This window comes from Paracoccus yibinensis (genome assembly GCF_030846195.1).
GTDB lineage: Bacteria > Pseudomonadota > Alphaproteobacteria > Rhodobacterales > Rhodobacteraceae > Paracoccus > Paracoccus yibinensis.
In genome coordinates, this window is sequence record NZ_JAVCWH010000006.1 from 175,293 (window position 1) to 201,473 (window position 26,181).

The following is a 26,181-nucleotide window of genomic DNA, read 5'->3' on the forward strand; positions in this document are numbered from 1 at the left end:
GAAGAACGGGTGCGCCCTGAAAGGGGCGCACCCCCGGCTTTCAGCCTCATCGTTCGAAACGACCCGCCAGGGGGTCCTCGGAGATGCCCTCTGAAAAGTCCGATCAGCGAAGGCGATGACCTGCCTTGTCAAAGTGGAACAATCGCGCGGGATCGAAGGTGATGCCCAACTCGCTGCCCACTGTGCGGTCATGTTCGCCGAACAGCCGCGCGGTCAGAAGGCCATGGTCCGCGGTGTGGACATAGACCAGCGTTTCTCCTCCCAGCCGTTCGACATGGCTGACCCTGCCGCTGATCTGGCCGGCTCCATCTGTCAGTTGCACCTGTTCGGGCCGGATGCCCGCGCTGTGCGACGACAGGCCCAAGACGCCCGACTTCAGGAAGTTCATCTGCGGCGAGCCGATGAAGCCCGCCACGAAGGTATTGGCGGGGTCGTTGTAAAGCTGCATGGGCGCGCCGGTCTGTTCCACCCTGCCCGCCCGCAGCACCACGATCTTGTCGGCGAGCGTCATCGCCTCGACCTGGTCATGGGTGACATAGACCATCGTCGCGCCCAGGTCGCGGTGCAGCCTGGCGATCTCGATCCGGGTCTGGACGCGCAGTGCGGCATCCAGGTTCGACAGCGGCTCGTCGAACAGGAACAGCTTGGGACGGCGCACGATGGCGCGGCCGATGGCGACCCGCTGGCGCTGACCGCCCGACAGTTCGGCCGGGCGGCGGTCCAGCAGCGCGTCCAGCGACAGCATGGTGGCGGCGCGGTCGATGGCGGCGCGGATCTCGGCCCTCGGATGGCCCGCCTGCTTCAGCGCCAGGCCCATGTTGTCGCGCACGGTCAGATGCGGATAAAGCGCATAGGACTGGAACACCATCGCGATCTCGCGCCGTGCCGGGGGCAGGTTGGTGATGTCGCGCCCGTCCAGCGTCACGGTTCCGCCGCTGACATCCTCCAGCCCTGCGATCATCCGCAGAAGCGTGGATTTCCCGCAGCCGGACGGGCCGACGAAGACGCAGAACTCTCCGTCCGCGACCTCAAGGTCCACGCCCTTGATGACCTCGACGGGTCCGAAGCTCTTCGTCACGCCGGAAAGACTTAGCTGGCCCATTCGCCGTCCCTTACAGTTTCACGATCTTGCCGGTCCGCACGCTTTCATCCGCCGCAAGGCAGATGGCCAGCGACCGCACGGCGTCCTGCATGTGGCGCGTCAGGTCCAGATCATGTGCGATGGCGCGGGCCATGAAGGCCTGTTCCCGGTCGCACAATTCCTGGTGGCCCGGCTCGTCCGCCATGGACAGGTCCTCGTGCCCCTGCCCCACGCGATGCACCCGCAGGGTCGAGGTGCGGGTATGGGTGTCGATGTCGTCCGACCGCGCGCTTTCCGGCATCCTGATCGAGACCGCGCCTTGCGGGCTGACCACATCCTTCACGAAGAAGGCGGTGTCCGACATCATCGGCCCCCATCCCGCCTCGTACCAACCCAGGGATCCGTCGGCGAACAGCACCTGGAAATGGCCGTAGTTGTACATGTCCGGCGCGATATCATCGGCCAGGCGCAGGCCCATGCCGCGCACCTCGACCGGATCGGCATCGGTGATCTGCAGCATCACATCGACATAATGGACGCCGCAGTCGACGATGGGCGGCGTTGTCTGCATCAGCGCCTTGTGCACCTCCCATGTCGGGCCGGAGCTTTGCTGGTTGAGGTTCAGGCGGAAGACGTAAGGCCCGCCAAGGGCCCGCGCTTCGGCGATCAGGCGCTGCCAGCTTGGGTGATGGCGCAGGATATAGCCGACGACCAGCTTGCGGCCCAGGCGGGCGGCGGTATCGACCACGCGCTGCGCATCCGCGACGGTGGTGGCAAGGGGCTTTTCCACGAAGACATCGGCACCCGCCTCCATCGCCGCCACGGCATAGTCGGCGTGGCTGTCGGAATAGGTGGCGACGCAGACCAGGTCGGGTTTCGTGGCGGCCAGGGCCTGGGCGTAATCCTTGAAGAAGGGATAGGCCTCCAACCCGGGGGCCAGCGGGCGCGGGGTGCGGTTGACCAGGCCGACGATCTGATAATCCGAGTTGTTGTGATAGGAAAGCGCGTGGCTTTGGCCCATGTTGCCAAGGCCTGCGACAAGGGCACGGATCATTTGACGGCTCCTGCGGTGATGCCCCGGATCAGTTGCCGGGAAAAGATCAGGTAAAGGACCAGCACCGGCAGGATCGCCAGCGACAGCGCGGCCAGGACGGCGTTCCAGTTCGACACGAACTGGCCCAGGAAGACCTGGCTGCCCAGGGTGATGGTCTTGGTTTCCTCGGACGGGGCAAGGATCAGCGGGAACCATAGGTCGTTCCAGATGGGGATCATGGTGAAGACCGCAACCGTGGCCATCGCGGGCCGGACCAGCGGCAGGACCAGCCGGAAGAAGATGCGGTATTCCGACAGTCCGTCGATCCGGCCTGCGTTCTTCAGGTCGTCCGACACGTTCCGCATAAATTCGGACAGGATGAACACCGCCAGCGGCAGGCCTTGCGCGGTATAGACCAGCACCAGGGCCGTCAGCGTGTTGACCAGCCCGGTCGCCACCATCATCTGCAGGATCGCCACCGTGCCCAGCCGGATCGGGATCATGATGCCAAGGGCCAGGTAAAGCCCCATCAGCGTGTTGCCCCGGAACCGGTATTCCGACAGCGCGAATGCCGCCATCGCCCCGAACAGCAGCACGAAGAACAGGCTGAGGCAGGTCACCACCAGCGAGTTCTGGAAATAGGCCACGAAATCGCCCTGTCTGGCCACAGTCTGATAACCGACAAGGTCGAAGCTGTCCGGCCCCGGCAGGGCCAGGGGCTGGGTGAAGATCGCCCGTTTCGACTTGAAGCTGTTCACGACCGTCACGAAGACCGGGAACAGCGCGATCAGCGTCCACAGGATCAGCACCGCGTGCGCGGCAATGCTGCGGGCGGGGGACTGGCGGGGCTGGCTCATGGTTCCGCCCTCAGAACTGATAGCGGCGCAACCGCGTCTGGATCAGGAACAGATAGATGCAGACCCCGACCAGGATGATGGCGAACATCGCGGTGGCGATGGCCGCGCCCATATGCGGGTCGCCCAGTTGCAACTGGAAGCCGAAGAAGGTGCGATACAGGAACGTCCCCAGGATATCGGTGGCGAAATTCGGGCCCGCAAGCGCCCCCTGGCTGACATAGATCAGGTCAAAGGCGTTGAAGTTGCCCACGAAGGTCAGGATCGAGATGATGCCGATCGCAGGCAGGATCAGCGGCAGCTTGATGCGCCAGAACTGCGACCAGCCGGTGATGCCGTCCATCTCGGCCGCCTCGATGATGTCGTCGGGGATCGACAGAAGGGCCGCATAGATCAGCATCATCGGAATGCCCACGAACTGCCAGACCGAGATCAGCGCCAGCGTCGTCAGGGCGTATTCCTCTTTCCCCAGCCAGGGCGCGAACAGGCTTTTCAGACCCACCATGTCCAGCATGTTCGGGGCGATCCCCCACAAGGGCGACAGGATCAGCTTCCAGATGAAGCCCACGACCACGAAGCTGAGGATGGTCGGGATGAAGATCGCCGTGCGGTAGAATGCCGAAAACCGCAGACGGGGCGACGACAGCAGCGCGGCCAGCAGGATGCCGATGGGGTTCTGCACCAGCATGTGGACGGCAAAGAACCACAGGTTGTTGCCAAGCGCGTTCCAGAAGGCCGCCGACCAGCGGGGATCGCCGAACAGGGTGCGGAAGTTGTCCAGACCCACGAAGGCGGTGCCGCCCTCGGTCCGGGTGAACAGCGACAGGTTCAGCGTGCTGAACAGGGGCAGGATCATGATCGCGCTGTAGACCAGCACCGCCGGTGCCAGAAACACCGCGATATGCCAGCGGATCGGCCGTCCCTTCGCCATGATCGCGTCCCCTTGCCTGGTGTCTGCGGCAGAAGGCCGGGACGGTCAGCCCCGGCCTGCCGAACTGTCGGGCGCCTTACTGCGCCTGCTGCGGTTCATACCACGAGGCCAGGCCTTCCTGCAGGCGCTTGGCCGCATCTTCCGGCGTCTCGGACCCGCGGATCACGTTGGCGGATGCGTTCCAGGTCTCGTTTTCCAGGTTCGGCGTGCCGCGCGACAGGATCTGATAGGTGGACCGGATCGTCGGCTCGCATTTCTCGCGCCAGGACACGAATTCCTTGGCCAGCGGATCCTCCATCTCGACCGCCGTGGAATTGAGCGAGAAGAAGCCCGGCAGCGCATTTGCGTAAAGCGCGGCGAATTCGGGCGAGCCGACCCATTCGAGGAATGTCTTGGCTTCCTCGGGATGGGCGGTCTTGGCGTTCATGCCAAGCGCGATGTCGGTATGGTCCGAGATATAGCAGGTATCCCCCGCATTCGGCACCGGAGGCGGGAAGGCGCCCATGGTGAAGGACACCTGCGGATTGAAGACGCCGATCTCCCACGACCCCGTCGGATAGATCGCGGCGCGGCCCAGGGTGAACAGGTTCTGGCTGTCGGGATAGGTCTGCGCCTCGAATCCGTCGCCCAGATAGTCCTTCCATTTCGCAAGCTGGACGAAGGGCGCGACCCAGGGTTCGTCGGTCAGCTTCTGCGTGCCTTCGATCAGCGCCTTGCGGCCTTCCTCGCCTTTCCAGTAGTTCGGGCCGATGTTCTGATAGCCCATCGTCGCGGCTTCCCACTGGTCCTGGGTGCCCATTGCCATGGGGACATAGGTGCCGTCCTCCTTGATCTTGTCCAGGACGGCGAAGAACTCCTCCTCGGTCGTGGGCGGGGTCAGGCCCAGTTCCTCGAAGGCATCGGCGTTATACAGGAAGCCGTGGATCACCGAGGCCATCGGCACGCAGAAGGTGGCCGTGCCGTCATCCGTCTGCCAGGCCGACTTCGCCACGTCCGAGAAGTTCGCCATGGATGCAAGCGAGGTCAGGTCGGCCAGCTGGCCCTTGTTGTAAAGCTCCAGCGAGGCGTCGAAGGGGCGGCAGGTGATCAGGTCGCCCGCCGATCCCGCGTCCAGCTTCGAGTTCAGGACGGCGTTGTAATCCGCCGGGGCCGAGGGCGAGAAAACAACCTTGATGCCGGGATTGGCGGCCTCGAAGGCGGGGATCAGGGTGTCCTGCCAGATGGTGATGTCGTCGTTGCGCCAGCTTTCGATGGTCAGCGTGACATCCTGGCCCCAGGCAGTCCCGCCCAGCATCGTGCCCGCCAGAAGGGCCGTTCCGAGGGTCTTTATCATCGTCGTCTCCCTGTGAAAGGCGCCATTGCGCGCCTATTGGTTATCGTCCCGTTGCTGTCAGCAAAGGCGCCAGATGCCCGCCGCTTTGCCGCAGCGCCTGTTCCGCATCCCCGGGCGAGCGGCCCCGCGCGACCAGGATCGCCGCCTTCACCGCGCCGCCGGTCTGCGCCAGGGCGTCCTTGGCCGCCGCGTCGTCCACGCGGGCCACGTTCGCCACGATCCGGGCGGCCCGTCCTATCAGCTTGGCGTTGTCTGCCTGGACATTGACCATGAAGCCGTCATGAACATGGCCCAGTTCGATGCCCAGCAGCACCGACATCAGGTTCAGCGCGGCCTTTTGCGCGGTCGCCGCGCCCAGCCGGGTCGATCCCGCCACCAGTTCCGGCGGGGTCGCCAGATAGACCCCGATATCGGCCCGTTCCAGAAGGGCCGAGGGCGCGACATTGGCGATGCCCACGACGGTCACGCCAGCGGCCCTGGCAGCCTGCGCGACCGTCAGCGCATAGGGCGTGCTGCCCGAGGCCGAGACGACGACCAGCACATCACCCTGTGACAGCCCGCTGCGACGGAAATCATGGGCTGCGGTCTCGGCGTCATCCTCGACATCGCCGCGCATGTGCAGCAGCGCAGGCGCGCCGCCCGCGAACAGGACGGGCGTGCGGTCGGGCGGGATGCCGAAGGTGCCGGCCAGTTCCAGGGCATCGGCAAGCGCCATCAGGCCCGAACTGCCCGCACCGGCATAGCCCAGACTGCCGCCCCGCCGCAGCGCCGCCGCAGCGGCCCGGGCCGCGGCCTCGATCGCCGGAATGGCTGCGGACAGGCTGTCGATCGCATCGGCCTGCGCCTGGATGAAAAGCGCGCCGATATCGGGCGCCGGGCGCAGATGCAGCCCGTCTGCCTGGGGGTGGCGCTGTTCTGTCGGACGAGAGTCCATATGATTCCTCCGCCGGCTAGGAGATGCCAAACGAATACCACCTGTAAAGTACGATCAGCAGCACTCGTTGACAATTTGCGATAATCCCCGGCTCACGAGAATTCTTCTTCCGATTGGCATTGCGTTGGTATTACAGTTCTCCAAGGGAGAATCTGATGACGTTTTGTCGGGGAACAGGCGGGAATGGCACGCGATGTCGCGCGGTTCTTGCCGTGAACCCTTTCCTTGGATCTGCGCGCGTGCCATGACGCAAGGCCCGTTCGACCGCGAAGGGTTCGAGCCGGGCCGTGGCCCGCTTTACCTGCAATTCCAGCGCCGCATTGCCGACGCCATCGCCTCGGGGCGGCTTGCCCCCGGTGACAGCCTGCCCCCGGAACGAGAGATGGCGGTCCTGACCGGCTTGTCACGGGTGACGGTGCGCCGCGCCGTGCAGGAATTGGTGGCCTTGGGACAGCTTGTGCAGCGGCGCGGTTCGGGAACCTTCGTGGCGCGCAAGGTGGAACGGCTGGAACAGGCGCTGTCGCTGTTGACGTCCTTCACCGAGGACATGGCCCGGCGCGGCCGTTCGGTCGAAAGCCGCTGGATCCGTCGCGGCCTTTTCGCGCCCACCCCGCAGGAAGTCATGGCGCTTGGCCTCGGGTCTTCCGACGGTGTCGCACGGCTGGAGCGCGTGCGCCTGTCCGATGGAGTTCCCCTGGCGATCGAACGGGCGTCGCTGCCGCGGCATGTCCTGCCACACCCGGAAGCCGTGGAAAGCTCGCTTTATACCGTGCTGGCGGAACAGGGCCTGCGTCCGGTGCGCGCCGTGCAGCGCATATCCGCCACCAATCTGACCGAGGAAGATGCGGCTCTTCTGCATGTCTCGCCAGGTGTCGCGGGCCTGGCGATCGAACGCATCTCCTATCTGCCTTCGGGACAGGTGATCGAATTCACAAGGTCGCTTTATCGCGGCGACGCCTATGATTTCGCGGTGGAACTGAAATCGGCGCCCGACACGGACAGGAGGTTCCCATGACACAAAGCCATATGGCACGCGAAGTCGCCGAAATCCCCGACGCCGCCCGCCGCTTTCTGGGGGGCAGCCGTGCCGCTGTCCAGGCGGCGGCAGCGGCGTTGCGGGAACGGCAGCCCGCAGTGGTGACGACCGTCGCGCGCGGGTCATCGGACCATGCCGCCACCTATCTGAAATATGCCATCGAACTGGAACAAGGCATCCCGGTCGCCTCTCTGGGACCGTCCATCGCCTCGATCTACCGGCGGCCGCTGCATCTGGCGCAGGCGGCCTGTATCAGCATCTCGCAATCCGGCCAAAGCCCCGACATCGTCCAGATGCTTCGCATGGCCACCCATGGCGGTGCGCTGTCGATCGCCGTCACGAATGCCCCCGACAGCCCGCTGGCCCAGGCCGCGGCCCATGTTCTGCCGTTGCAGGCCGGGGTCGAACAAAGCGTGGCCGCCACCAAGACCTTTGTCACAAGCGTCCTGGCGGGATTGGCGCTGTTGGGTGAATGGCGCCAGGATGCCACGCTGTGCAAGGCGGTGGCCGATCTGCCCCAGGCTTTAGCCATGGCCCTGGACTGCGACTGGTCCCCGCTTGCGGCCCGCCTGTCGCACGCCAGTTCCGCCTATGTCCTGGGACGCGGCCCCGCCCTGGCCATCGCCGGAGAAGCTGCGCTGAAGTTGAAGGAAACCTCGGGGCTTCATGCCGAAGGCTTCAGCGCCGCCGAAGTCCTGCATGGCCCCGCGGCCATCGTGCAGCCGGGCTTTCCGGTGCTGCTTCTGGGGGTGGAGGATGCGGCGCTGCCGCAGCTTGTCGCCACGGCCGAGCGCCTGGCAAGGCAAGGTGCCGACGTTTTCCTGACCGGCGCCCAGGTCGGCGGCGCGGTAACGCTGCCGTCGGTGCCCGGTCTGCATCCGCTGGTCGCGCCCCTGGTGCTTGCGGTGTCGTTCTATGCCTGCGTCGAAGGGCTGGCGCGGCAGCGGGGCTTCGATCCCGACGTGCCGCCGCATCTGCGCAAGGTCACCGAAACGATCTAGCGTCTTCCACAGCCAGCGGTGCCGGAACCTTCGGCGTCGGCCATGCGCCCTGTGACCATCACGCGCCGTCACGCCAGCCACCCCGGACAGAGTCCGTCCTGAATTGAAGGCGTCAGTAGAGGCCGTCGATCTCGACGGGAAGACGGCGCACGGGCTTGGGTTCGGTCAGCAGACTGCGTTGCTCGGGGTTCTCGGCCTCGATGGCGCGCAGCCTCTGGAACCGGTTGCCCGAGACGGCCGAAACGTCTCCGCGCGTGCGCAGGATCGTCGGCCGCAGGAAGACGAACAAGGTCTGCCGTCGCGCCGATTCCTGCGTTGATCTGAACAGGCCGCCGACCACCGGCAGACGGCTGAGGCCCGGCACGCCGGTGCGGTTCGTCTGCCGGTCGTCCGAGATCAGCCCGCCCAGCACGATGGTGCCCCCGTTGTCCGCCAGGACGGTCGTCTTGATGACCCGGGTGTTCGTGATGATGTCGGCGGCGCCCTGCACGGCGGCCTGCGCCAGCGACGACACCTCTTGCGTGATGTCCAGCTGAACCACGTCGCCCTGGTTGACGCGCGGGACCACGCGCATCGTGATGCCGACATCGCGCCGCTCGATGGTGCTCTGGGTGCTGCCTTCGCTTGTGAAGGACCCCGTTCGGAAGGGCACGTTCTGGCCGACGACGATTTCGGCCGGCTCGTTGTCGAGCGTGGTGATCGAGGGATTGGACAGCAGGTTGGCCTTGGTCGAGGTTCCCAATGCCTGAAGCAGCAGGCCGAACTGGTCCTCGCGCGACAGCCCGATCGACAAGCCCTGCGGCGAAATCCCCGGCGTGACCGGCGCGTCCAGCAGGTTCAGGATGTTGCGCAGCGTGGGTCCCTGCGGCGAGAACGAAGTGGCGGCAAATCCCGCAGGTGGCGCAGCAGAGCCAAAGCCCAGCTGAACCCCCAGTGCTTCCGCGATGTCGCCGGACACTTCGACGATGGCGGCCTCGATCAGGACCTGGGGACGACGCTGATCCAGTTGACCGATCAAGGCTGCCAGGTCTGCCTGCACCTCTTCGCGGGCACGCACGATGATCGCGTTGGACGCCACGACTGCCTGGATCGAGATGTTCTCCTCGATGGGCGAGGCGAGAGGTTCGATCGGCGCCACGGTCTCGAGTTGACCCAAGGTGGCATCCACGACCTCACCGCTGAAGAAGTCGGGTTCGGGCAATGCCTCGGTGACAGGGTTCGTGGCGATGCCGCCGGAACCCACCAGGCCCTGCAGAACCTCTGCCATGGATGCCGCATCGGCGAAGCGCAGGTTATAGACCCGCGTCACAGGCAGGTTCGACGGCGCCGGCGGACCCGGTATGTCCAGGTTCGCGGCAATGTCGCGGGCTATGGAAAAGGTCTGGGGATCGGCGTTCACAAGGATCGTGTTGGATCGCGGATCGACGGTGATCCTGGGGACCAGGGCGTTGCCGGGCGCGCCTTCGACCGGGGTTCCCAAGGCCCCTCTCAGGGCCTCGGCCACCTGGGTGGCGTCCGCGTTGCGCAGACGGACCGAATAGACCTGCTGCCCGTTATCGACATCAAGGGTGCGGACAATGTCCTCGATCCGGCGCACGTTCTCGGCGGTGTCGGTGATGACCAAGGTGTTGGTATCCACGACCGCCTCGATATAGCCGTAGCTGGCGACAAGGGGACGCAGGGCCGCCACGGCGGTGGTCGCCGGGAAGTTCTGCAGGGGGATCAGTTCGGTGATCACGTCCAGGCGGCCGGGATTGGGCGTTTCCTGCGGCGTCGTGCCGCCTTCGCGGATCGTGTCCTGGGGCACGATCCGCCACAGGTTGCCCGACGGCAGCGCGACATAGCCCTGGACCGCCAGGACCGACTGGAACAGTTCCCACACGCCCGAGGCGGTCAGCGGATTCGCCGATATGACGGTGACCACCCCCGAGACGTTCGGATCGAGAACCAGGGTCCGGTCGGTGATTTCCGACACCTGTTCGGACAGCGAACGGATATCGGCATCGCGCAGGTTGATGACAAAGGTCGCCTCGGTATCGGGCAAGGGCGTGGCAGGCGCCGGAACCGACGCCGCCGGCGGCACGGCCACGACCGGCGGCGTGATCGAGCCATCGGGGGCGGCCTGCTCCTCCAGCGGGGGCACCTGCGGTTCCGATGGCTCGGGCACCGCCGGGTCCGGTTCGGGCGTTATGCTGTCCTGGGGGGTGGATATGGCGCCTTCCTGTGCCAGTGCGGAAATGCCCGAAGCAAACAGGGCCATCAGGAAGATGGCGGAAAGCAGGCTGGATCGGGCTGTCACATGCATGGCGATCATCGCAGAAGAAATGACATGGCAATCACCTGCCCGTCACGCTGCAATTCGATTCGAAGCTGGCCCGACGCGACGACACCGTCGAAATGTTGCCTGTCGGCATCAATGTCGCCAAGCCGGCGGCCATTGACCGAGACGATGACGTCCCCGGGCAGGAACCCGGCCTGCGCCAGTTCCGGCGCGGGGTTGTCGCCGACCTGATACCCCCCCTCGACCGAGGTCAGTCCAAGCCCGTCCAGCAACCCCGCCGGGTCGGTGTCAAGGGCCTGGCCGTACCGGGCGATCGCCTCGTCAAGGGGACTGGCGGGGTCGGGCGCAGCGTCCCGGGTTGGAACGGCGGGAGGCGCGCCGCGGCGATCATCGCGAGCAGCGCGGGCATCTGGCGCCTCTGCCTGCGAACGCTTCGAGAAGGACAGCGTTTCAAGCTGCCCGTTGACGCGCAGCACGACGTGATCGGCGTTCACCTCGGCCAGATCCGCATTGGCCGTGATGCGCGCCCCGATGGGATAGCTGGCGACCGGAGTGTCCCCGCCGGAAATGATCGCCCGCGACACTGAGGCCGGATTGCCCATCGTCACCCCAAGCAGGACAAGGCCAAGGCTGGTTTCGCCCGCCGCCTGCGGCTGGGGGGCGGGCGTGTTGTCCTGCCCGAAGGGTCCGAACGCAAGGATGGGCTCCAGATCGACCTGCATGGCAGGTTCGTCCGGGGCCGCCGACGGGACGGGGATGATCTGCCCGCTTTCACCCTGCAGGCGCCAGATCACCGGGGCCGCCGCCCAACCCAGGCTGACGGCGCAGAGTGCTGCCCCGCACCACAGGGCCGCCCGCCCCAGCACGCCGGGAATGCGCCTGCCCTCGAACGCCTCCAGGCCGATCACTCCCGGACCTCCCGCAGGACGAATCCTGTCAAACGAGCATAGACCTGCCCGTCGGCCATGTCCGTCGCCGCAAGATCGACCTGTTCCAGGCCCGGATCGCTGGTGGGGCGGCGGGTTTCCGTCACGCGAACGGAATGCCCCATCATGGCTACGGGACCAGCCTGCGGCGCGGCGCCGACGACCAGTTCCGCCAGATGATTTTCCGCCGCCCATTGCGCAGCCGCCCGGGCCTCCAACGCGGCGATGTTGCGGATATGGGCCTCGGTGGCGCCCAGAAGCGCCATGGCCGCCATGGCAAGAACAGCCATCGCAACCAGCGTCTCGATCAAGGTGAAGCCGGCATCGCCGCCCCGCTTCATGTCGGCCCCCGTGGAACCGCCAGGGCGCTGAAGCCGTCGAATTCGACACGCCAGGGCGATCCGCTGCCATAGAAATCGAACGCGCGGGCAGGCCCGCTGCCGCTGGCGGCGATCATCACGGCATCCCCGTTTCCCGAAACCGTCATGTGCAGCGGATTGCGAAGGTCGTGACGGACAGCCAGCAATGGCACTGCGGCCGGCTGCCATTCCGCATCGTCGCCCTGCCATTGCACGAAGGCATAGCCGCCTTCGTCCCAAAGCAACTGCAAGGGCATTCCCGATACAAGCGCCTCGTCCACGGCAAGCGACAGATGCCGGGCCAGGCGCAGGGCTTCGGCTTGGGCGCGATCGCCGCGCCCGGCACCGTTCAGGCCCATCATGGCTGCGCCCGTCGCGATGCCGATCACCACAATGACGATCAGCGTTTCGATCAGCGTCAGCCCCGCCTGGCAATCACGCCGCGCCGTCCGGCCAGGCAGCCGCGGCGGAATCATCCCCCTGCGCCTGCCGAGGCGGTGCCGGGTCCATAGCGGATATCCGCATCGACCCCCTCGCCGCCCGGCGCGCTGTCCGCCCCAAGCGACATCAGTTCATAAGGGCCGTTCTGCCCAGGCGACTGATAAACATAGGGGTTTCCCCAGGGATCGGCGGGAACCTGCGGAAGATAACCTCCCGGCGCCCAGTTGACCGGCAGGGGCGCCTGGGCCGGCGGTGCCGCAAGCGCGGAAAGCCCCTGCGCCGTCGTGGGATAGGTGCGATTGTCCAGGCGATACATCTCGAGGCTCGAGGCGATCGTGCGCATGTCCGCGCCCGCGACGGCGACCCGCGCCTGGTCTGGACGCCCCATCACCTGCGGCACGACCAGCGACGCCACGATCCCGATGATGACCAGCACGACCATCATCTCGATCAGGGTGACGCCGCTGTCGGAATGCCGCCTGACCCGCCCGGGACCAGCCAAGACCGACCGGCCGGGAATGACGGACCTGCGCAGCTTTTGCATCGAAGCCATTGACCCGACTTTCACGCGGTTTTGGCAGGCCCAGGGTCATATTCCTTGAAACCTGACGGGGTTTCCCGTTCTACTTCCAGAATGGAGAAATCCGCTCGTCTTAGCAAGGCTGCTGGCACGACATGAACGAGCCTGCCATCACCGCCGCGGCACCGTCGCACGCCGGTATGCGCATTCCCTTGATCGCCAGTCGATCGGCCCACGGACCGGACGGCGCTACGTCCGCCACGGCTTCGGACATGACCTTCATCCCGGGCGAGGATGTCCTGCTGCTGTCCGTCGAGTTGCCAGCCATGTCCCCTGCGCAACGCCGGGCGGCCATAGGCTTTGCCGTCGAGGACAGCTTGGCCCAGCCGCTGGACCAAGTCCATGTGGCCCTGGGACCGCAACTGGCGTCCGGGTCCTGGCTGGTGGGGGTGGCAAGCCGCGACCTGCTGGCGGGGATCGCTGTCCCCCAAGGCCATCGCCTGGTGCCGGATACCCTTGTCGTGCCGGCCCCGGATACGGGTTGGGCGGTGCTGGGCCAGGACGGGCGCGTTCTGGTGCGGCTGCCCGACGGCTCGGGGTTTGCCGCCGATCCGATGTGGACCGCGCAGCTTTGGCAGTTCGCGGGAATGCCGCCGATCCTGTCCTATGGCGGGCCGCTGCCCCAGGACATGACCGTCACGGAAACAGCAAGACTGCCTCAGGCCCCGGACGAGGTGCTGGCCCAGTTCGACCTGCGGGCCGGGTTGAGCATGGCCGAGGGGTTCCGCCTGTCGCGGGGATGGGCGATGCCGATCGGGATCCTTTCGGCCTTTGTCCTGGGGCACCTGATGATCGCCGCGGTGGACCTTCTGGCCCTGAACCGCATCGAGGCGGACCGCGCCGAACAGTTGCGCACGCTGCTGGCGGCCTCGGGCATCTCGGCGGACGATGACCTGTCGGACGCCGTGTCGCGCGCCCTGGTTGCCCAGCAGCCGTCCGCACAGGGGACGTTCCTGGATCTTTCGAGCGAGATCTTCGCGGCGATATCGGATCATGCCGGTGACGTTGCGCTTCGCGAGCTTCGATACACGTCCTCGCAGGACAGCATCGTCATGGCAATCGAGGCTGCCAGTCTGGAGGCGCTTCAGGATGTCGAGAACACCCTTCTGTCTGCGGGCCTTGCAGTGCAAACCGGCGCCGCCACCACGGCCGAGGACAAGGCCGAGGTGCAGATGACCGTGGGCAGGAGCGCACCATGATGGCGGCGATACGCCAGGGGGCCGGGCGGTGGCTCAAGGAATCCACGGCGCGGGAACGCTGGCTGCTGATCCTGGGCGGCGTTGCGGTGCTGATCTGGCTTGCCTTTACCTATGCCTGGCAACCGCTCCAGGAACGTCGCGAAGCCCTTGGCCGCCAGATCGCCTTGTACGAGCGCGCCATCGTGGCGCTGCAGGCCGCCCCTGTCCGGGCGACAGCCGCCCCTTCCGATCCCCGGTCGCTGAACGCCATCGTTGCCGATTCGGCGCGGGAATTCGGCCTGTCGATCCGCCGCCTGGAACCCGAAGGCAACCGCATTCGGGTGACCCTGGAAGACGCTGCATTCCAGTCCGTGATCCTCTGGTTGAAAGCCATGCAGGAGGATTCCGGCTTGCGCGCCAGCGAACTGGACATGACCCGCCGCCCTGCCCCCGCCGTGGTCAACGCGACCCTTGTGCTGGAGAGATGAGCATGTCTCCTGACGACAGGCTGCCCTATGCCTTTGCCCGCCAGCACGGCGTCCTGCTGGAACATGGGCCGCAGGGACCCGTCTGTCTGGCCCGCCCCGCCGCCCCCCTTGGCGCCCTGGCCGAGGTGCGCCGGCTGGCAGGCCGGTCCGTGCGGCTGGAACAGGTGACCCCGGCCCATTTTGCCGCGCGTCTGTCGCAGATTTACCGGGACGATGCGGTTTCGGCGTCGGCTGCGGCGTCTGATGCGGCGGGGGAAGGGGGCGGGCTTGGCGTTCTTGCGGACCGGGCGGCGGTGGTGGACGATCTTCTGGACCACTCGGGCGATGCGCCGGTGGTGCGGCTGATCAACGCGCTGCTGCTCGAGGCGATCCGCGAGCGCGCCTCGGACATCCACATCGAGACCGAGGAAAAGCGCCTGGTGGTGCGGCTGCGCATCGACGGCATCCTGCGCCCGGTGCTGGAGCCCAGGCGCGCGCTCGCGCCCCTGCTGGTCAGCCGCATCAAGGTGATGGCGCGCCTCGACATCGCCGAAAAGCGCCAGCCCCAGGACGGCCGGGTGTCGCTGCGGGTCGGCCCCCACGAGATCGACGTGCGGGTGTCCACCATTCCCTCGCAGTTCGGCGAACGCGTGGTGCTGCGGCTTCTGGACCGCGAGCAGGCCCGGCTGGGGCTGGACCGGCTGGGCATGAGCGCGCGCGACAGCGCGGCCTTCGCCCGCCTGCTGGCGCGCCCCAGCGGCATGCTGCTGGTGACCGGCCCCACCGGCTCGGGCAAGACCACCACGCTTTACGCGGCCCTCGAGCGGCTCAACGACCGGACCCGCAACATCATGACGGTCGAGGACCCCATCGAGTATTCGCTGGACGGCATCGGCCAGGTGCAGGTCAACCCGCAGACCGACCTGAGCTTCGCGCGCGGGCTGCGCGCCATCCTGCGCCAGGACCCCGACGTGATCATGGTGGGCGAGATCCGCGACCGCGACACCGCCCAGATCGCGGCCGAGGCGGCCATGACGGGCCATCTGGTGCTGTCCACGCTGCACACCAACACCGCCATCGGCGCGGTGTCGCGGCTGATCGACCTGGGGGTCGAGCGCTTCCTGCTGGCGCCCATGCTGGTGGGCCTGGTGGCCCAGCGGCTGGTGCGCAGGCTGTGTCCCCAGTGCCGGCGGCCCGACGCGGCCGGCCCCGCGGACGCCGCCCTGCTCGAGGGCCTGGCCGTGGGCGAGCGGGTGTTCCGCGCCGCCGGCTGCCCGGCCTGCCAGGGCCAGGGCTACGCGGGCCGCCTGGCCCTCTACGAGGTGATCGCCGTCACCCGCGACCTCGAGGCGCTGATCCACGGCGGCGCCGCCGAGGCCGAGCTGGCCCGCACAGCCCGCACCCACGGCCCCGGCCTGCTGGCCGACGGGTTGCGCAACATCCGAGACGCAAACACAACCGTCGAAGACGTCGCCCGCGTCTTCCAGGAGGAATGAGGCGTGCCTGCCTTCCACTTCAAGGCCATCAATGCAGGCGGCAAGGTGACAAGCGGCATGCTGGAGGCTGCCAGTTCGGCCGCAGCCCGCCAGAGCCTGCGCAGCCAGGGCCTGCTGCCGCTGGAGGTGGCGGACGCGGCGCCTGAAAAAGCTGCGCGCAGGCCGGCGGACCGGACCTTTGCCGCCTTCCGCGGCAGCCGTGCCGTGCGCATCCCGCTTGCGGCTCTGACGCTGATCACCCGGCAGATGGCCACCCTGCTGGCAGCGGGACTGCGCGTCGAGGACGCCTTGTCGGCCATTGCCCTTGGTCAGCCGCCGAAGATCGCGGGCATCCTGCTGACCGTGCGCGGCACGGTCCTGGAGGGGAGGTCCTTCGCGGCGGCGCTGGCTGACTATCCGCAGGTGTTTTCCGAACTGTATCGCGCGTCGGTCCGGGCGGGCGAGCAATCGGGCCAGCTGGACCAGGTGATGTCCCATCTGGCCAGCTTCGTCGAGAACCGCGCCCGCAACCGCCAGACCGTCCAGTTGGCACTGCTTTATCCGATGCTGCTGGCCGTTGTCAGCCTGACCATCATCGTCATGCTGATGGTCTTCGTGATCCCCGACATCATGCGGGTGTTCAGCGCACGCGGCGCCGACCTGCCCTTCCTGACACGGGCGCTGATTGCGGGGTCGGATCTGGTCCGCGATTACGGGGCGATTGTGCTGGGGGTGACGGTGCTTGGCATCGCGGGATTTCGCCGTTGGCTGGCAACGGGCGAGAACCGGCTGCAATGGCATCGGATGCTTGCGACCTGGCGGCCGACCGCGCGGGTGGTGCAGCGCATGAATTCGGCCCAGTTCGCGGGCACGCTGGCCACCCTGGTGCAAAGCCGCGTGCCGTTGATCGAAGCCTTGCAGGCCGCATCCGATGTCACGCAGAACCTGTTCGTGCGCGCGCGCGTCGCCGATGCGACGGAAAAGGTGCGGCGGGGCAGCAGCCTCAAGCGCGCAATGGAGGAGGCCGGGGTATTTCCCGCCATGCTGATCGCCATGGTCGCCAGCGGCGAAGCCGGCGGCCACCTTGGCGATGCGCTGGACCGGGCTGCGACCGACCAGCAACGTGACCTGGACGCCTGGGTGCGCGCGCTTGTAGCCCTGGTCGAGCCTGCGATCCTGCTGGTCATGGGGGGGGTCGTGATGATCATGGTCTTGGCAATCCTGTTGCCGATCGTGTCCATGAACAATCTGGCCGGAATGTGATCTTGATCACCGCATCAGCGCGGACAGGGGCAGCTCGATCTCGTGTTCGGAACTGGCGGATACGCCCGGCACCAGCCGCGCGCCCGCCGCATGCAGTTGCAGGATCAGCCGGTCCTGGTCGGTCAGCGTGGCCGTCGCCAATGCGGTGTCGGGGGCATCCTGTGCCGCCAGAGCTGCCTTTATGCCATCTTCCGTCGTGGTCAGCTGGGCGACAAGGGCGGGCATGGGAATGCCGGCGACCATATCTCCGGCGCGGGCGCAGGTTCCCGGACTGCTGCGCACCGCACCCCATGCGCGCCGTGTCCGGCCGTTCTGGCTGAGCGACAGCTCATCGACGCTGGCGGTCAGGTCGCAGGTCATCCCGGGATCACGCACCAGCAGCGGCACGACGGCCCAGGACAGCGTTCCCCTTGCGTCGCGCAAGGCGTATCGGCCGGGCAAGATCGAAACCCGGCCGGACAGATCCACGCCTGCCCCTGTCCCGGTGACATCGAAGGTCGGGGACAGGGCCAGCAGGCTGCGCCAGCCGTTGAGCCGCCAGACGATCCGGTAGCCATGCGGCAAGTGCGCCGCGCCATGGACAACGCGACCCGAGACCATCGCTGCGTCCAAAGCAGGATTTGCCTGATGCATGAAGATCCGTGCTGGCATATACCAAAGAAGACCGATCGCCAGTGCGGCTATTCCGAGGAGGGCCACCAATGACGACAAAGCCAGGATTCGCAGGCGCGATGAGCCGGAGGACATTGTGTCGATCGCTTCTGGCATCCTGGTCGCTTCCCCTGGTGGCACCGCTGGCGGCTTGCGGAGGAGGCTCGCTCCTCCCGCGTCCCGGATCGGGGGCCGGCGGGCGCAACGCGGCGCTGCTGCTGCCGCTGTCCGGTTCGCAGGCGGCCGTCGGTCAGAATATGGCCCGCGCTGCCTCGCTTGTCACGCAGGGTCTTGATCCTTCCGCCGCCCCGGCGGTTCTCGATACGGCCGATACCGTGGAAGGGGCCGCCGCCGCCGCGCGCCAGGCGATTGCAGGCGGCGCACGGATGCTGATGGGTCCGTTGCGCGCCGACCAGACGCCCGCCGTCCTGGAGGTCGCGGGCAGGGTGCCGGTGGTGACCTTCTCGAACGACGACCGGCTGGGTGCCCAGGGCGCCTTCGTGATGGGCGTGACGCCTGCCCAGTCCGTCGCCACGATGTTCAGCTATGCCCGCGCGCAGGGCCTGACCCGGATCGCCGTCGTGGCGCGGGACTCTCCGCTGGGCACGGCCTCGATTGCGGCGGCGCGGGGCATCGCGCAAGCGGGCGGGATCACCCTGACGGCCACGCTGCTGCGCGACCCCGCAGCCGAGGGGCTGGTGGGCGCCATTCGGAACGCCAGCGGCGGAACCCTGCCGCAGGCGGTCTACCTGCCGGATGGCGGCACCACGCTGACCGCCTTCGCGCGCAGCCTCCAGGGCAGCGGGATGCAGGTGATGGGCTCGGTTCAATGGGGCGTGGCGGATGCCGCAGCCGATCCCAACCTTGCAGGTGCCTGGTTCGCCGCGGCCCCTCCTGACCTGTTCCAGCCTTTCTCGGACCGGTTCCAGGCATCCTTCGGCGAGGCGCCGGGCATCATTGCGGCCCTGGGTCACGATGCGGCCCTGATCGCCATCGGGATGGGAAATGCGGGCGAACTGAACCGCCAGGGGTTGCTGCGAAAGGCAGGCTTTACCGGGGTCCTGGGCAATTTCCGCTTCCTCGAGGACGGCCGCTGCCAGCGTGACCTGACGGTGCTTGGCATCTCGGGAGGCGGCATTGAACCCCTGGCCGAGATTGCCGGGGCCTGAGCCCGGCCGCCGGTCCGGTCGGATACGCTCTGCCACGGCGGGCGTCACGCTGGTCGAGATGCTGGTGGCCCTTGTCCTGTTCGCCTTGATCGGCGCCGCAGGGTTCGGTGTGCTGGACCAGATCCTGCGCACGCAATCGGCCACCGAGGGCCGGCTTGAACGGCTGGCCCGGATTCAGCGCGGGATGTATCTGCTGACCACGGATTTTTCCCAGGCCCGCCCCGCCACCGTGACCTATGAGACAGGCGACCGGGGTCCGGTCCTGTCGCTGGAGCGCAGCGCCGCCGAGACAGGGGCGGGCCGGATCGCCCTGACTTATCGGCTTCGGGACAGCATCCTGCTGCGCGACGTAAGCGACGCCGCAGGCCAGCCGGTGGCCCGCCAGCCGCTGCTGGATGGCGTGACGGACATCGCCTGGCAATTCTATGACGCAGACCTGGGCTGGGTGGATGAATGGCCACCCCTTGGCCAAGGCTCGGCCCAGGCAGAGCGCCCATCCAACCCGGTGGCGATTTCGGCCGTCATTCTGCTGGAGGATGCGCAGCAGTTGCGCCGGGTGGCCACCTTGCCATCCGAACCGCGCTGATGGGGCGCCGCGACACGCAATCTGGCGTGGTGCTGATCAACGTGCTTGTCACGCTGGCCCTGGCCTCGACCGTGCTTTACGCGATGATCAGCCTGTCCGAACTTTCGATCGCGCGCAGCCAGCGTTATAGCGAGGCGGGACAGGCGCAGGCGCTGATCGCGGCCGCCGAAGCCAGCCTGATCAGCGCCCTGTCCCGCGACATGGCCGAGGCGCCCGGATCGGACAATCTGACCGAAGGATGGGCGCAGATCGCGCAACAGCCGGTCAGCATCGCAGGGGGCAGCTTCGCCCTGGTCGTCGAGGATGCCCAGTCGCGCATCAACCTGAACAGCGAGGCGATGCGGGGCGCACAGGGCGCCCAGACCCTGCGGCGGATCGGCGAGGCGCTTGACCTGCCCGCCGATGTGACGGATCGCATCCGGGCGCGCCTGGCGCAGCGCAAGCCACTGGAGAGGCTGGACGACCTGATTGCGGACGCCGGTCTGTCACCTGCCGAACTGGTGGCGCTGCGGCCGTTCCTGACGGTCCTGCCCAGGTCCACCGACGTGAACCTGAACACCGCGTCCGAGGAGGTCATCGGCGTCCTGACCGGCAATCTGGCGCAGACGGCCTCTCTGGTCGCGATCCGCGCCCGCAATGGCAGCCTTGCCCCCCAGGATGTCGAAAGGGCGCAGATGATCCCGCCACCGGGGATCGGCTTCACCTCTGCCTGGTTCCGGGCGATTGCCACCGTTCGGGTCGGCACGACAACCCAGCAGGTCAGTTCGCTGATCCAGCGCAGTGCCAGTGCGGACGGGCAGAGGCATGTGGGGGTCGTTGCCCGCGAAACACCGTTCCGCGGCAGTGTCCAAGGCCCGTGAACGCGGTTGACATGAAACGCGGCTGGCCGTTTGTGACAAGGGTCGCAAGGCAGCGGAACGGCGTCCGGTAACGCGCTTGCCCAACATGGATGACAAGGCTTGATGATCACGGGGATGGGCCTTTTCGCGGCATTGGTCGCCATTTCCGTGATCGACATTCGGACCCGGAGAATCCCAGATCTTCTGTCGCTTTCGCTCATGTGTGCCGGTCTGATCCAGGCTGCGTGGGCAGTGCAGCGGGGGGCAGCACCGACTGTTCTGACCGACAGCATCATCGGAGCCGCTTCGGGTTATCTGGTTTTCGCGGCAATCGGCGCGGCCTTCTTCAGGATGCGCGGCCAGGAAGGATTGGGCCTGGGGGACGCCAAACTGCTGGCGGCGGCAGGCGCATGGCTGGGGTGGCAAATGCTGCCCGCCGTCGTCCTGATCGCGGCGCTTGGGGGGTTGGCGCAAATGGCGGTTGCGGGACGGCTTTGGCCGGCTCGTGCAGCGGATCGGTCGCTGGCCTTCGGTCCCTGGCTGGCCTTGGCGTTCTTCAGCCTTTGGATACTGACCGCGCGATGATCAGGGGCATTCCTTTGCGGTCGCTGCGGATGTCGCGGCGCGTCGGGGGTGCAGGATGACGGGCATCAGTTCAAGACCCCATCACTGGACGACGCGACCGGTGCGGCATCGCCCTGACCGTTGACCTGGTCGAAGATGGCCTGGCGCATGGCGTCGAGATCGCCGGTCGCCCCGGCGCTGCGCGCCACTCTGTCCGATCCGGCCAGGGCCGGCGGACGGGTGTCAGTCAGCGAGAGTATTTCTTTCTGATCACCCGCTTCCAGCAGGACATGATCGCTTCGGATCTCGACCAGTCGCCGGCCACCCGCAAGTTCGTCGCCGACGACAAAGCTTCGTGCCGGCTCCTTTCCGACGGAAAGGATTGCGCTGGACCGGGATACCGGATCGGCGCGCACCACGCCGTGCAGCGTAAGGCGAAGATCCGCTGCCGGCACGGTGGATGATGTCTGGCCGCCGATCGGCTGTCCGAAGGGCATCAGGGCAAGAATGCTGTCCAGGTCGATGCGTGGCTCCACCACCTCCGCCTGGTCGCGCTGGACCACCGGCCCTGGCTCCCGCTCCGCCAACAGCCGGACCACGCGACCGGCATGAAGGCCAAGCGAAACAATCATCGCGGCCACGGCGATCCATATGATCCAGTCATGCCGAGCCTTCGACACCATATCAGACTTTCCAGACAAGGCGCCGTTTGAAAAGTGCCCGCGCCATCGCTCCATAACCTCTCGACCCAGCCCAGGACCCAAGGATAACAGAATGGCAGGGTTGGCCAGAAGGGGCCGTTTTGTCGTTTTCCCCTCATGAGGCCATTACAACCTGGGCGTGCAGCCTCAGTTCAGGTGATAAAGACATGAAATCCAAGCGGAACTTTGCCTAGCCGGCGATTTAGATATGGTTCTTGGGCTGGTGATGGCGTGTTCCCACCCTGTTCAAATCGCTCAGTCGGCCTTTGCCAGACTGGGTTCCACCTCAGCTTGAACAGTAATGCACTATGCTCAGGCTGATTTTCCTGACAGGAAAACCCAACACCTGCTGCCGATTCAACCTTTCGACAGTCTCGAAGCAGCCAAGTGATTCGCTGAAAAAGGACATACAAAAAAGGATTGAAGAAGCGTTTAACGACGGCGCCAAGATCGGCAAATCCTTGCCTGCATAAAAAATGGGCATTTTTCTGCCTGATTGGAGCACGGCGAGGCGGCTGACAGAAGTATTCTAGTTCGACGTTTTTTTGTTCTCGCCGGGATTCTTCATACCTGCGCAGATGGAATTGCAACTCAAGATAGTTATTCAAGTCTGCTCATTTTCTACACGATTCCCCGCCTAAAATAATTTTCGAGCAAAACCCGGGTATTGCTTCATAACAAATATTCTTGCTTTTTCTGAAAAACGCCCGGAACCCAACATAATCACAACCTGGACGATACTGCCGCTGCGGCGTCCTGCTACAGCCTGGTTGAAAAAAAACTACCAAAATGCGTGAAACTCGCCTGTAACTTTGGGTAACGCGCTTTGTGATGATTAGTTCGGGGATGGTTATGTTTTTTCTACCTGAAGATGCGTCTCGGGCCAGGATACGCGAAGCGGAGGCCGCCCGAAAGAACAGGATCGAAATCGTCCAGGCTCTTTCGACGGGGCAGGTGTCCCGGCGGGAACTGTTCAAGTGGGGCATATTCACGGCAGGGGGAGCGTTGGCTTGCATAAACGGCCTCAGCCCCTATGCGCCCAGTGCCTATGCCGCCACCTTGCCGACGGGTATTCCCAGAAGCCCCCTTTTCGGCGCCCAGCCTTTCACGCAACCGTTGAGGCGGCTGAACGTGCAGACCCCTTTGCCGTTGACGCCACGAATGGAAAACGGCGAAACGGTTCTGGATTTCCCGTCCGGCGGCGAATTGCCGGCTCGCCGGTTGTCCTATCACACGGAATTCACCGAAAGCGGCGGTGAAATGAATACCAATCCGTGGAACGACTATGGGCCGCTGGAGGGCCGCCCGCCCGGAGAATACTTTGCGCACCAGCGGTGGGACGAGTTCCTGCCCAAGGTGGCATACATAATGTCGCTTGCGCCGGTCCGAAGCAACATATCGTTCCACGACAACTTCCCCGAGCAGGAGGAAAACAAGGTCTGGTCCTTCGGCGAGGGAAGAACCGGACAATCGCTGCTTCCGCCGCCGCTGATCAAGATGCGCTATGGAGAGCCTGCGATAGTCAGAAGCTATAACATGCTTCCCATGAACCCGAAGGACAATGGCGGCTTCGGGTCGAACAGCCAGGCGACACATAATCATAATGGACATAATGCGTCCGGCAGCGATGGCGCTTCGAATGCCCATCATTACCCGGGACAGTTCTACGATTACCACTGGACGACCTGTCTGGCCCGGGCCGACATGACCAACACTTCGGCGTCAGACAACAGGGCGTCAGGACCGGACGGCAATGGCGGCCTGTTGAACGTGGCCGGCGACTATCGCGAGTTGCAGGGGTCGATGTGGTTCCATGACCACCGTTTCTTCTACACCGCCGAAAACGTCTACAAGGGACATCTGGGCGCCCTGAACTACTATAGCGGGCCGGATCGCGGGAACGAGGTGATCAACGACGGCGTGAACCTGCGCCTGCCGAGCGGCACGGAACTGGACTGGGGGAATGTCGATTTCGACGTGAACCTTGTCGTGTCGGATGCGGCGCTTGACCAGGACGGTCAGTACCAGTTCGACATCTTCAACACCATCGGGTTCATTGCCGACCAAGTTCTGGTGAACTTCACCTACAAGCCGTTCTTCGAGGTTCTGCCCCGCAAGTACAGGTTCCGGATCCTGGCGGCCAGCATGTCGCGGTTCTGGAAGTTCGCCCTGGTCAACGGCGCGAACAAGCTGGTGCCGATGACCGTGATCGCCACGGATGGCAACTTCCTTCCCGCCCCGGTCACGGTGACGTCGCTGGATTGGCAGAGCGTGGGCGAGCGGTTCGACGTCATCGTGGACTTCTCGGCCTTCCCGATCTCCAGCAGGCTGCGCATGATCAACATGCTCGAACACGAGGACGGCAACCGACCCAAGGAACAGCTCAGCCTTGCCGATACGCTGGCGCGCAAGTCGAATGACCCGGCCATCGGGGACGTGATGCAGTTCCGCGTCGTGGGACAGGTCGAAAGCGTGGACGCGCCCGGCAAGATCCACCGGGCCTCGGACATCGACCGCAGCGTCGTTCCGGCGAAACTGACGGATGTCATCCCGATCCAGCAGCCGGTCCGCGAACGTGTCATCGAGTTCAAGGGCGCGGACGGAGAACTCGACAAGCTGACGGGCGAATGCTTCCCCGATTGCGGCGACAAGGAACGGTTCGGCTATACGCTGAAGATCAACGGCGAATCGAACCATTTCCTGAACGCCAACCGGATTTCGATGCTGATCCCCCGGCCCGGAGAGGTGGAGCATTGGACCATCATCAATGCCGGCGGCGGATGGGATCACCCGATGCACCTGCATTTCGAGGAGGGCAGGACCATCAGCCGGGGCAGCAAGGCCCTGACCGCCCTGGAACGGAACTCGCGCAAGGATGTCTGGCGGCTTGGGGTGAACGGCAAGCTCAAGATCCAGGTGCGCTTTGGCGAGTTCGGCGGCGCCTATGTGACACATTGCCACAATACCGTCCACGAGGACTGGGCCATGGTGATGCGCTATGACATCCTGACCGACCAGAAGAACGACAAGGTTTCCCAGACCCACCGGTCGATCATCCCGACGCCCAACCCGTCGCCGAACGGGGTCACATATGTGACGCCTGAAATCCTGCCAGAGGGGAACCCCTTCTCCCGATCCTTCCGTCCGTTTCCAAGCGGCCGGATCTAGGCCGGGCGCGTGCCCCGATGCGCCGACAAGACAGCCGGACCGCCACCCGTGTCAGACGGCGGTCCGGCTGCCTTCTCGATACAGGACAACAGCGCGAGGTTTCAGTCGCTGGCCGCTTGAAGGAACATGTCATGCCAGTCACAGGTCGATCCGTTTGGAACCATGTCGGTCAGATGCGCCGCCATCTGCTTGCCTTGGCCTGCGCCGCGACATTGTCGGCGACCGCAATCGGCCCTGCCCAAGCGGAATGGGACGAGTCCTACTTTCCGAATGTGGAACTGGTAAACCAGGATGGCGTGCCGCTTCGTTTCTGGGACGACCTTTTGCGCGACAAGATCGTGGTCGTGAACTTCGTCTATACCGATTGCCCGGACATCTGCGGGTTATCGACGGCGCGAATGGCCCAGGTCGCCGATTGGCTTGGCGAAAGGATCGGCAAGGACATCTTCGTCTATTCGATCTCGCTCGACCCCGAAACCGACACGCCGCAGCGGCTCAGGGATTATGCCGACGCGTTCGACGCCCCTGACGGCTGGATGTTCCTGACAGGCAGCCCCGAGAACGTGGACATCGTCCGCTTCAAGATGGGAGAGCGCAGCGAAAGCCTGAGCCAGCATCGCTCTGACATGGTCATCGGCAATGCTGCAACGGGGGAATGGCGTCGCGCTTCGCTGATGGGCAGCCTTGTCGTCCTGACCGAGGAGATCCTTTCGCTGGATCCCGCCTGGTCGCGGCCACCCGCCATAGCTTCCATGGCGGCGATCCCCCCAGGGCAACTGGTCATCAAGGACACGCTTGGAGAAGGGCTGTTTCTCGGCGCCTGCGCGGCATGTCACACCGTCGGCGAAGGCATCCGCGTCGGACCCGACCTGTCCGGCGTGACATTGCGCAGGGATCGGGAATGGCTGAAAGCCTATCTCATGGACCCTGCCCGGATGCTTGCCCGGAAGGATCCGGTGGCAGTGGAACTCGACAGTGCATTTCCGGCCGTCCGCATGCCGAACCTGCAACTCAACGACACCGATGTCGAGGACCTGATCCACTACCTGACCGTCCAGACGGAGTTGTTGGGCCAGCCGCAAGAGGTCGCCGAGGCATCGCCCCATGACCATGCGGGTCATTCCGGTCACGATCATTCCGGCCACACCCATGCGGATGGGCAGCACGACCATTCCCACTGAAGGAATCCAGATACCCGTCGGTCAAAAGTGAGGGGGCCAGGGGTAACCTGCCGCCTCATTCCTCCTGGAAGACGCGGGCGACGTCTTCGACGGTTGTGTTTGCGTCTCGGATGTTGCGCAACCCGTCGGCCAGCAGGCCGGGGCCGTGG

Annotated in this window: 26 protein-coding genes; 12 read left to right on the forward strand and 14 right to left on the reverse strand. The window is 65.6% G+C overall.

Going from position 1 to position 26,181, the window contains the following annotated elements; all coding sequences use genetic code 11:
• Positions 1-103: 103 nt before the first annotated feature.
• The 6 genes from RAH32_RS14425 to RAH32_RS14450 all read right to left on the reverse strand — a co-directional run bounded on the left by RAH32_RS14425 (position 104) and on the right by RAH32_RS14450 (position 6,166).
• Positions 104-1,102 (reverse strand): ABC transporter ATP-binding protein, encoded by a 999-nt coding sequence (locus RAH32_RS14425; RefSeq protein WP_306608643.1) that lies wholly within the window; start codon positions 1,100-1,102, stop codon positions 104-106.
• A 10-nt stretch (positions 1,103-1,112) separates the two neighbouring features.
• Entirely contained in the window at positions 1,113-2,135 is a 1,023-nt protein-coding gene (locus tag RAH32_RS14430) for a Gfo/Idh/MocA family protein (RefSeq protein WP_306608644.1), read from the reverse strand.
• On the reverse strand, positions 2,132-2,971 hold the full coding sequence (locus RAH32_RS14435) for a carbohydrate ABC transporter permease (protein ID WP_306608645.1): 840 nt from the start codon (positions 2,969-2,971) through the stop codon (positions 2,132-2,134). Before RAH32_RS14435 ends, RAH32_RS14430 begins: the two co-directional genes overlap by 4 nt.
• A 10-nt stretch (positions 2,972-2,981) precedes the next feature.
• Positions 2,982-3,899 (reverse strand): carbohydrate ABC transporter permease, encoded by a 918-nt coding sequence (locus RAH32_RS14440; protein ID WP_191311816.1) that lies wholly within the window; start codon positions 3,897-3,899, stop codon positions 2,982-2,984.
• A 76-nt stretch (positions 3,900-3,975) separates the two neighbouring features.
• On the reverse strand, positions 3,976-5,232 hold the full coding sequence (locus RAH32_RS14445) for an ABC transporter substrate-binding protein (RefSeq protein WP_306608646.1): 1,257 nt from the start codon (positions 5,230-5,232) through the stop codon (positions 3,976-3,978).
• Between the two features lie 40 nt (positions 5,233-5,272).
• A complete protein-coding gene (locus RAH32_RS14450; RefSeq protein WP_306608647.1) occupies positions 5,273-6,166 on the reverse strand; it encodes an N-acetylmuramic acid 6-phosphate etherase in 894 nt (297 codons plus the stop codon).
• A gap of 244 nt (positions 6,167-6,410) precedes the next feature.
• Between RAH32_RS14450 and RAH32_RS14455 the strand changes: the two genes are divergently transcribed.
• Both RAH32_RS14455 and RAH32_RS14460 read left to right on the forward strand, forming a co-directional pair.
• A complete protein-coding gene (locus tag RAH32_RS14455) occupies positions 6,411-7,181 on the forward strand; it encodes a GntR family transcriptional regulator (RefSeq protein WP_306608648.1) in 771 nt (256 codons plus the stop codon).
• A complete protein-coding gene (locus RAH32_RS14460) occupies positions 7,178-8,203 on the forward strand; it encodes an SIS domain-containing protein (protein ID WP_306608649.1) in 1,026 nt (341 codons plus the stop codon). The genes RAH32_RS14455 and RAH32_RS14460 overlap by 4 nt, the downstream gene beginning before the upstream one ends.
• Positions 8,204-8,315: 112 nt before the next feature.
• On the opposite strand, the gene gspD is transcribed toward RAH32_RS14460, so the two are convergent.
• From gspD to gspG, 5 genes are read right to left on the reverse strand one after another with little or no spacing between them, the layout of a single operon-like run.
• Complete coding sequence (gene gspD / locus RAH32_RS14465; protein ID WP_306608650.1) at positions 8,316-10,508, reverse strand: type II secretion system secretin GspD; 2,193 nt, start codon at positions 10,506-10,508, stop codon at positions 8,316-8,318.
• Between the two features lie 5 nt (positions 10,509-10,513).
• Positions 10,514-11,392, reverse strand: a complete 879-nt coding sequence (locus tag RAH32_RS14470) for a type II secretion system protein N (protein WP_306608651.1) — start codon at positions 11,390-11,392, stop codon at positions 10,514-10,516.
• The gene (gene gspI, locus RAH32_RS14475) at positions 11,389-11,751 is read right to left on the reverse strand and encodes a type II secretion system minor pseudopilin GspI (protein WP_306608652.1); all 363 of its coding nucleotides are present in this window, start codon (positions 11,749-11,751) and stop codon (positions 11,389-11,391) included. Before gspI ends, RAH32_RS14470 begins: the two co-directional genes overlap by 4 nt.
• Positions 11,748-12,245: a pilus assembly FimT family protein gene (locus tag RAH32_RS14480; protein ID WP_306608653.1), complete on the reverse strand. Its 498-nt coding sequence runs from the start codon at positions 12,243-12,245 to the stop codon at positions 11,748-11,750. Before RAH32_RS14480 ends, gspI begins: the two co-directional genes overlap by 4 nt.
• Positions 12,242-12,763, reverse strand: coding sequence for a type II secretion system major pseudopilin GspG (gene gspG / locus RAH32_RS14485; protein ID WP_373429716.1), 522 nt, complete (start codon positions 12,761-12,763; stop codon positions 12,242-12,244). Before gspG ends, RAH32_RS14480 begins: the two co-directional genes overlap by 4 nt.
• Before the next feature lie 122 nt (positions 12,764-12,885).
• Here gspG and gspL point away from each other — a divergent pair, with 122 nt between their 5' ends.
• The 4 genes from gspL to RAH32_RS14505 are packed head-to-tail and all read left to right on the forward strand — an operon-like array spanning position 12,886 to position 17,173.
• Positions 12,886-13,989 (forward strand): type II secretion system protein GspL, encoded by a 1,104-nt coding sequence (gene gspL, locus RAH32_RS14490; RefSeq protein WP_306608654.1) that lies wholly within the window; start codon positions 12,886-12,888, stop codon positions 13,987-13,989.
• A complete protein-coding gene (locus tag RAH32_RS14495) occupies positions 13,986-14,456 on the forward strand; it encodes a type II secretion system protein M (protein ID WP_306608655.1) in 471 nt (156 codons plus the stop codon). The genes gspL and RAH32_RS14495 overlap by 4 nt, the downstream gene beginning before the upstream one ends.
• 2 nt (positions 14,457-14,458) lie before the next feature.
• Positions 14,459-15,931 carry a GspE/PulE family protein gene (locus RAH32_RS14500; protein ID WP_306608656.1) on the forward strand — a complete coding sequence of 491 codons (1,473 nt, stop codon included), beginning with the start codon at positions 14,459-14,461 and terminating at the stop codon, positions 15,929-15,931.
• Positions 15,932-15,934: 3 nt separating this feature from the next.
• Positions 15,935-17,173 carry a type II secretion system F family protein gene (locus RAH32_RS14505; RefSeq protein WP_306608657.1) on the forward strand — a complete coding sequence of 413 codons (1,239 nt, stop codon included), beginning with the start codon at positions 15,935-15,937 and terminating at the stop codon, positions 17,171-17,173.
• Positions 17,174-17,179: 6 nt separating this feature from the next.
• Here the strand turns inward: RAH32_RS14505 and RAH32_RS14510 are convergent, their stop codons facing one another.
• Complete coding sequence (locus RAH32_RS14510; RefSeq protein ID WP_306608658.1) at positions 17,180-17,806, reverse strand: hypothetical protein; 627 nt, start codon at positions 17,804-17,806, stop codon at positions 17,180-17,182.
• A 113-nt stretch (positions 17,807-17,919) separates the two neighbouring features.
• Here RAH32_RS14510 and RAH32_RS14515 point away from each other — a divergent pair, with 113 nt between their 5' ends.
• The 4 genes from RAH32_RS14515 to RAH32_RS14530 all read left to right on the forward strand — a co-directional run bounded on the left by RAH32_RS14515 (position 17,920) and on the right by RAH32_RS14530 (position 21,003).
• Positions 17,920-18,993, forward strand: coding sequence for a penicillin-binding protein activator (locus RAH32_RS14515; protein ID WP_306608659.1), 1,074 nt, complete (start codon positions 17,920-17,922; stop codon positions 18,991-18,993).
• Positions 18,980-19,579: a type II secretion system protein GspJ gene (locus tag RAH32_RS14520; RefSeq protein ID WP_306608660.1), complete on the forward strand. Its 600-nt coding sequence runs from the start codon at positions 18,980-18,982 to the stop codon at positions 19,577-19,579. Before RAH32_RS14515 ends, RAH32_RS14520 begins: the two co-directional genes overlap by 14 nt.
• A complete protein-coding gene (locus tag RAH32_RS14525; protein ID WP_306608661.1) occupies positions 19,579-20,439 on the forward strand; it encodes a type II secretion system minor pseudopilin in 861 nt (286 codons plus the stop codon). The genes RAH32_RS14520 and RAH32_RS14525 overlap by 1 nt, the downstream gene beginning before the upstream one ends.
• Before the next feature lie 102 nt (positions 20,440-20,541).
• On the forward strand, positions 20,542-21,003 hold the full coding sequence (locus tag RAH32_RS14530) for a prepilin peptidase (RefSeq protein ID WP_306608670.1): 462 nt from the start codon (positions 20,542-20,544) through the stop codon (positions 21,001-21,003).
• A gap of 65 nt (positions 21,004-21,068) precedes the next feature.
• On the opposite strand, the gene RAH32_RS14535 is transcribed toward RAH32_RS14530, so the two are convergent.
• Both RAH32_RS14535 and RAH32_RS14540 read right to left on the reverse strand, forming a co-directional pair.
• Positions 21,069-21,665 carry a type II secretion system protein N gene (locus RAH32_RS14535; protein ID WP_306608662.1) on the reverse strand — a complete coding sequence of 199 codons (597 nt, stop codon included), beginning with the start codon at positions 21,663-21,665 and terminating at the stop codon, positions 21,069-21,071.
• Between the two features lie 170 nt (positions 21,666-21,835).
• Positions 21,836-22,291, reverse strand: coding sequence for a hypothetical protein (locus tag RAH32_RS14540; protein ID WP_306608663.1), 456 nt, complete (start codon positions 22,289-22,291; stop codon positions 21,836-21,838).
• Between the two features lie 553 nt (positions 22,292-22,844).
• Between RAH32_RS14540 and RAH32_RS14545 the strand changes: the two genes are divergently transcribed.
• Positions 22,845-24,851 carry a multicopper oxidase family protein gene (locus RAH32_RS14545; RefSeq protein ID WP_306608664.1) on the forward strand — a complete coding sequence of 669 codons (2,007 nt, stop codon included), beginning with the start codon at positions 22,845-22,847 and terminating at the stop codon, positions 24,849-24,851.
• 173 nt (positions 24,852-25,024) lie between these two features.
• Positions 25,025-26,032, forward strand: a complete 1,008-nt coding sequence (locus RAH32_RS14550) for an SCO family protein (RefSeq protein WP_306608665.1) — start codon at positions 25,025-25,027, stop codon at positions 26,030-26,032.
• The last annotated feature ends 149 nt before the right edge of the window (positions 26,033-26,181 follow it).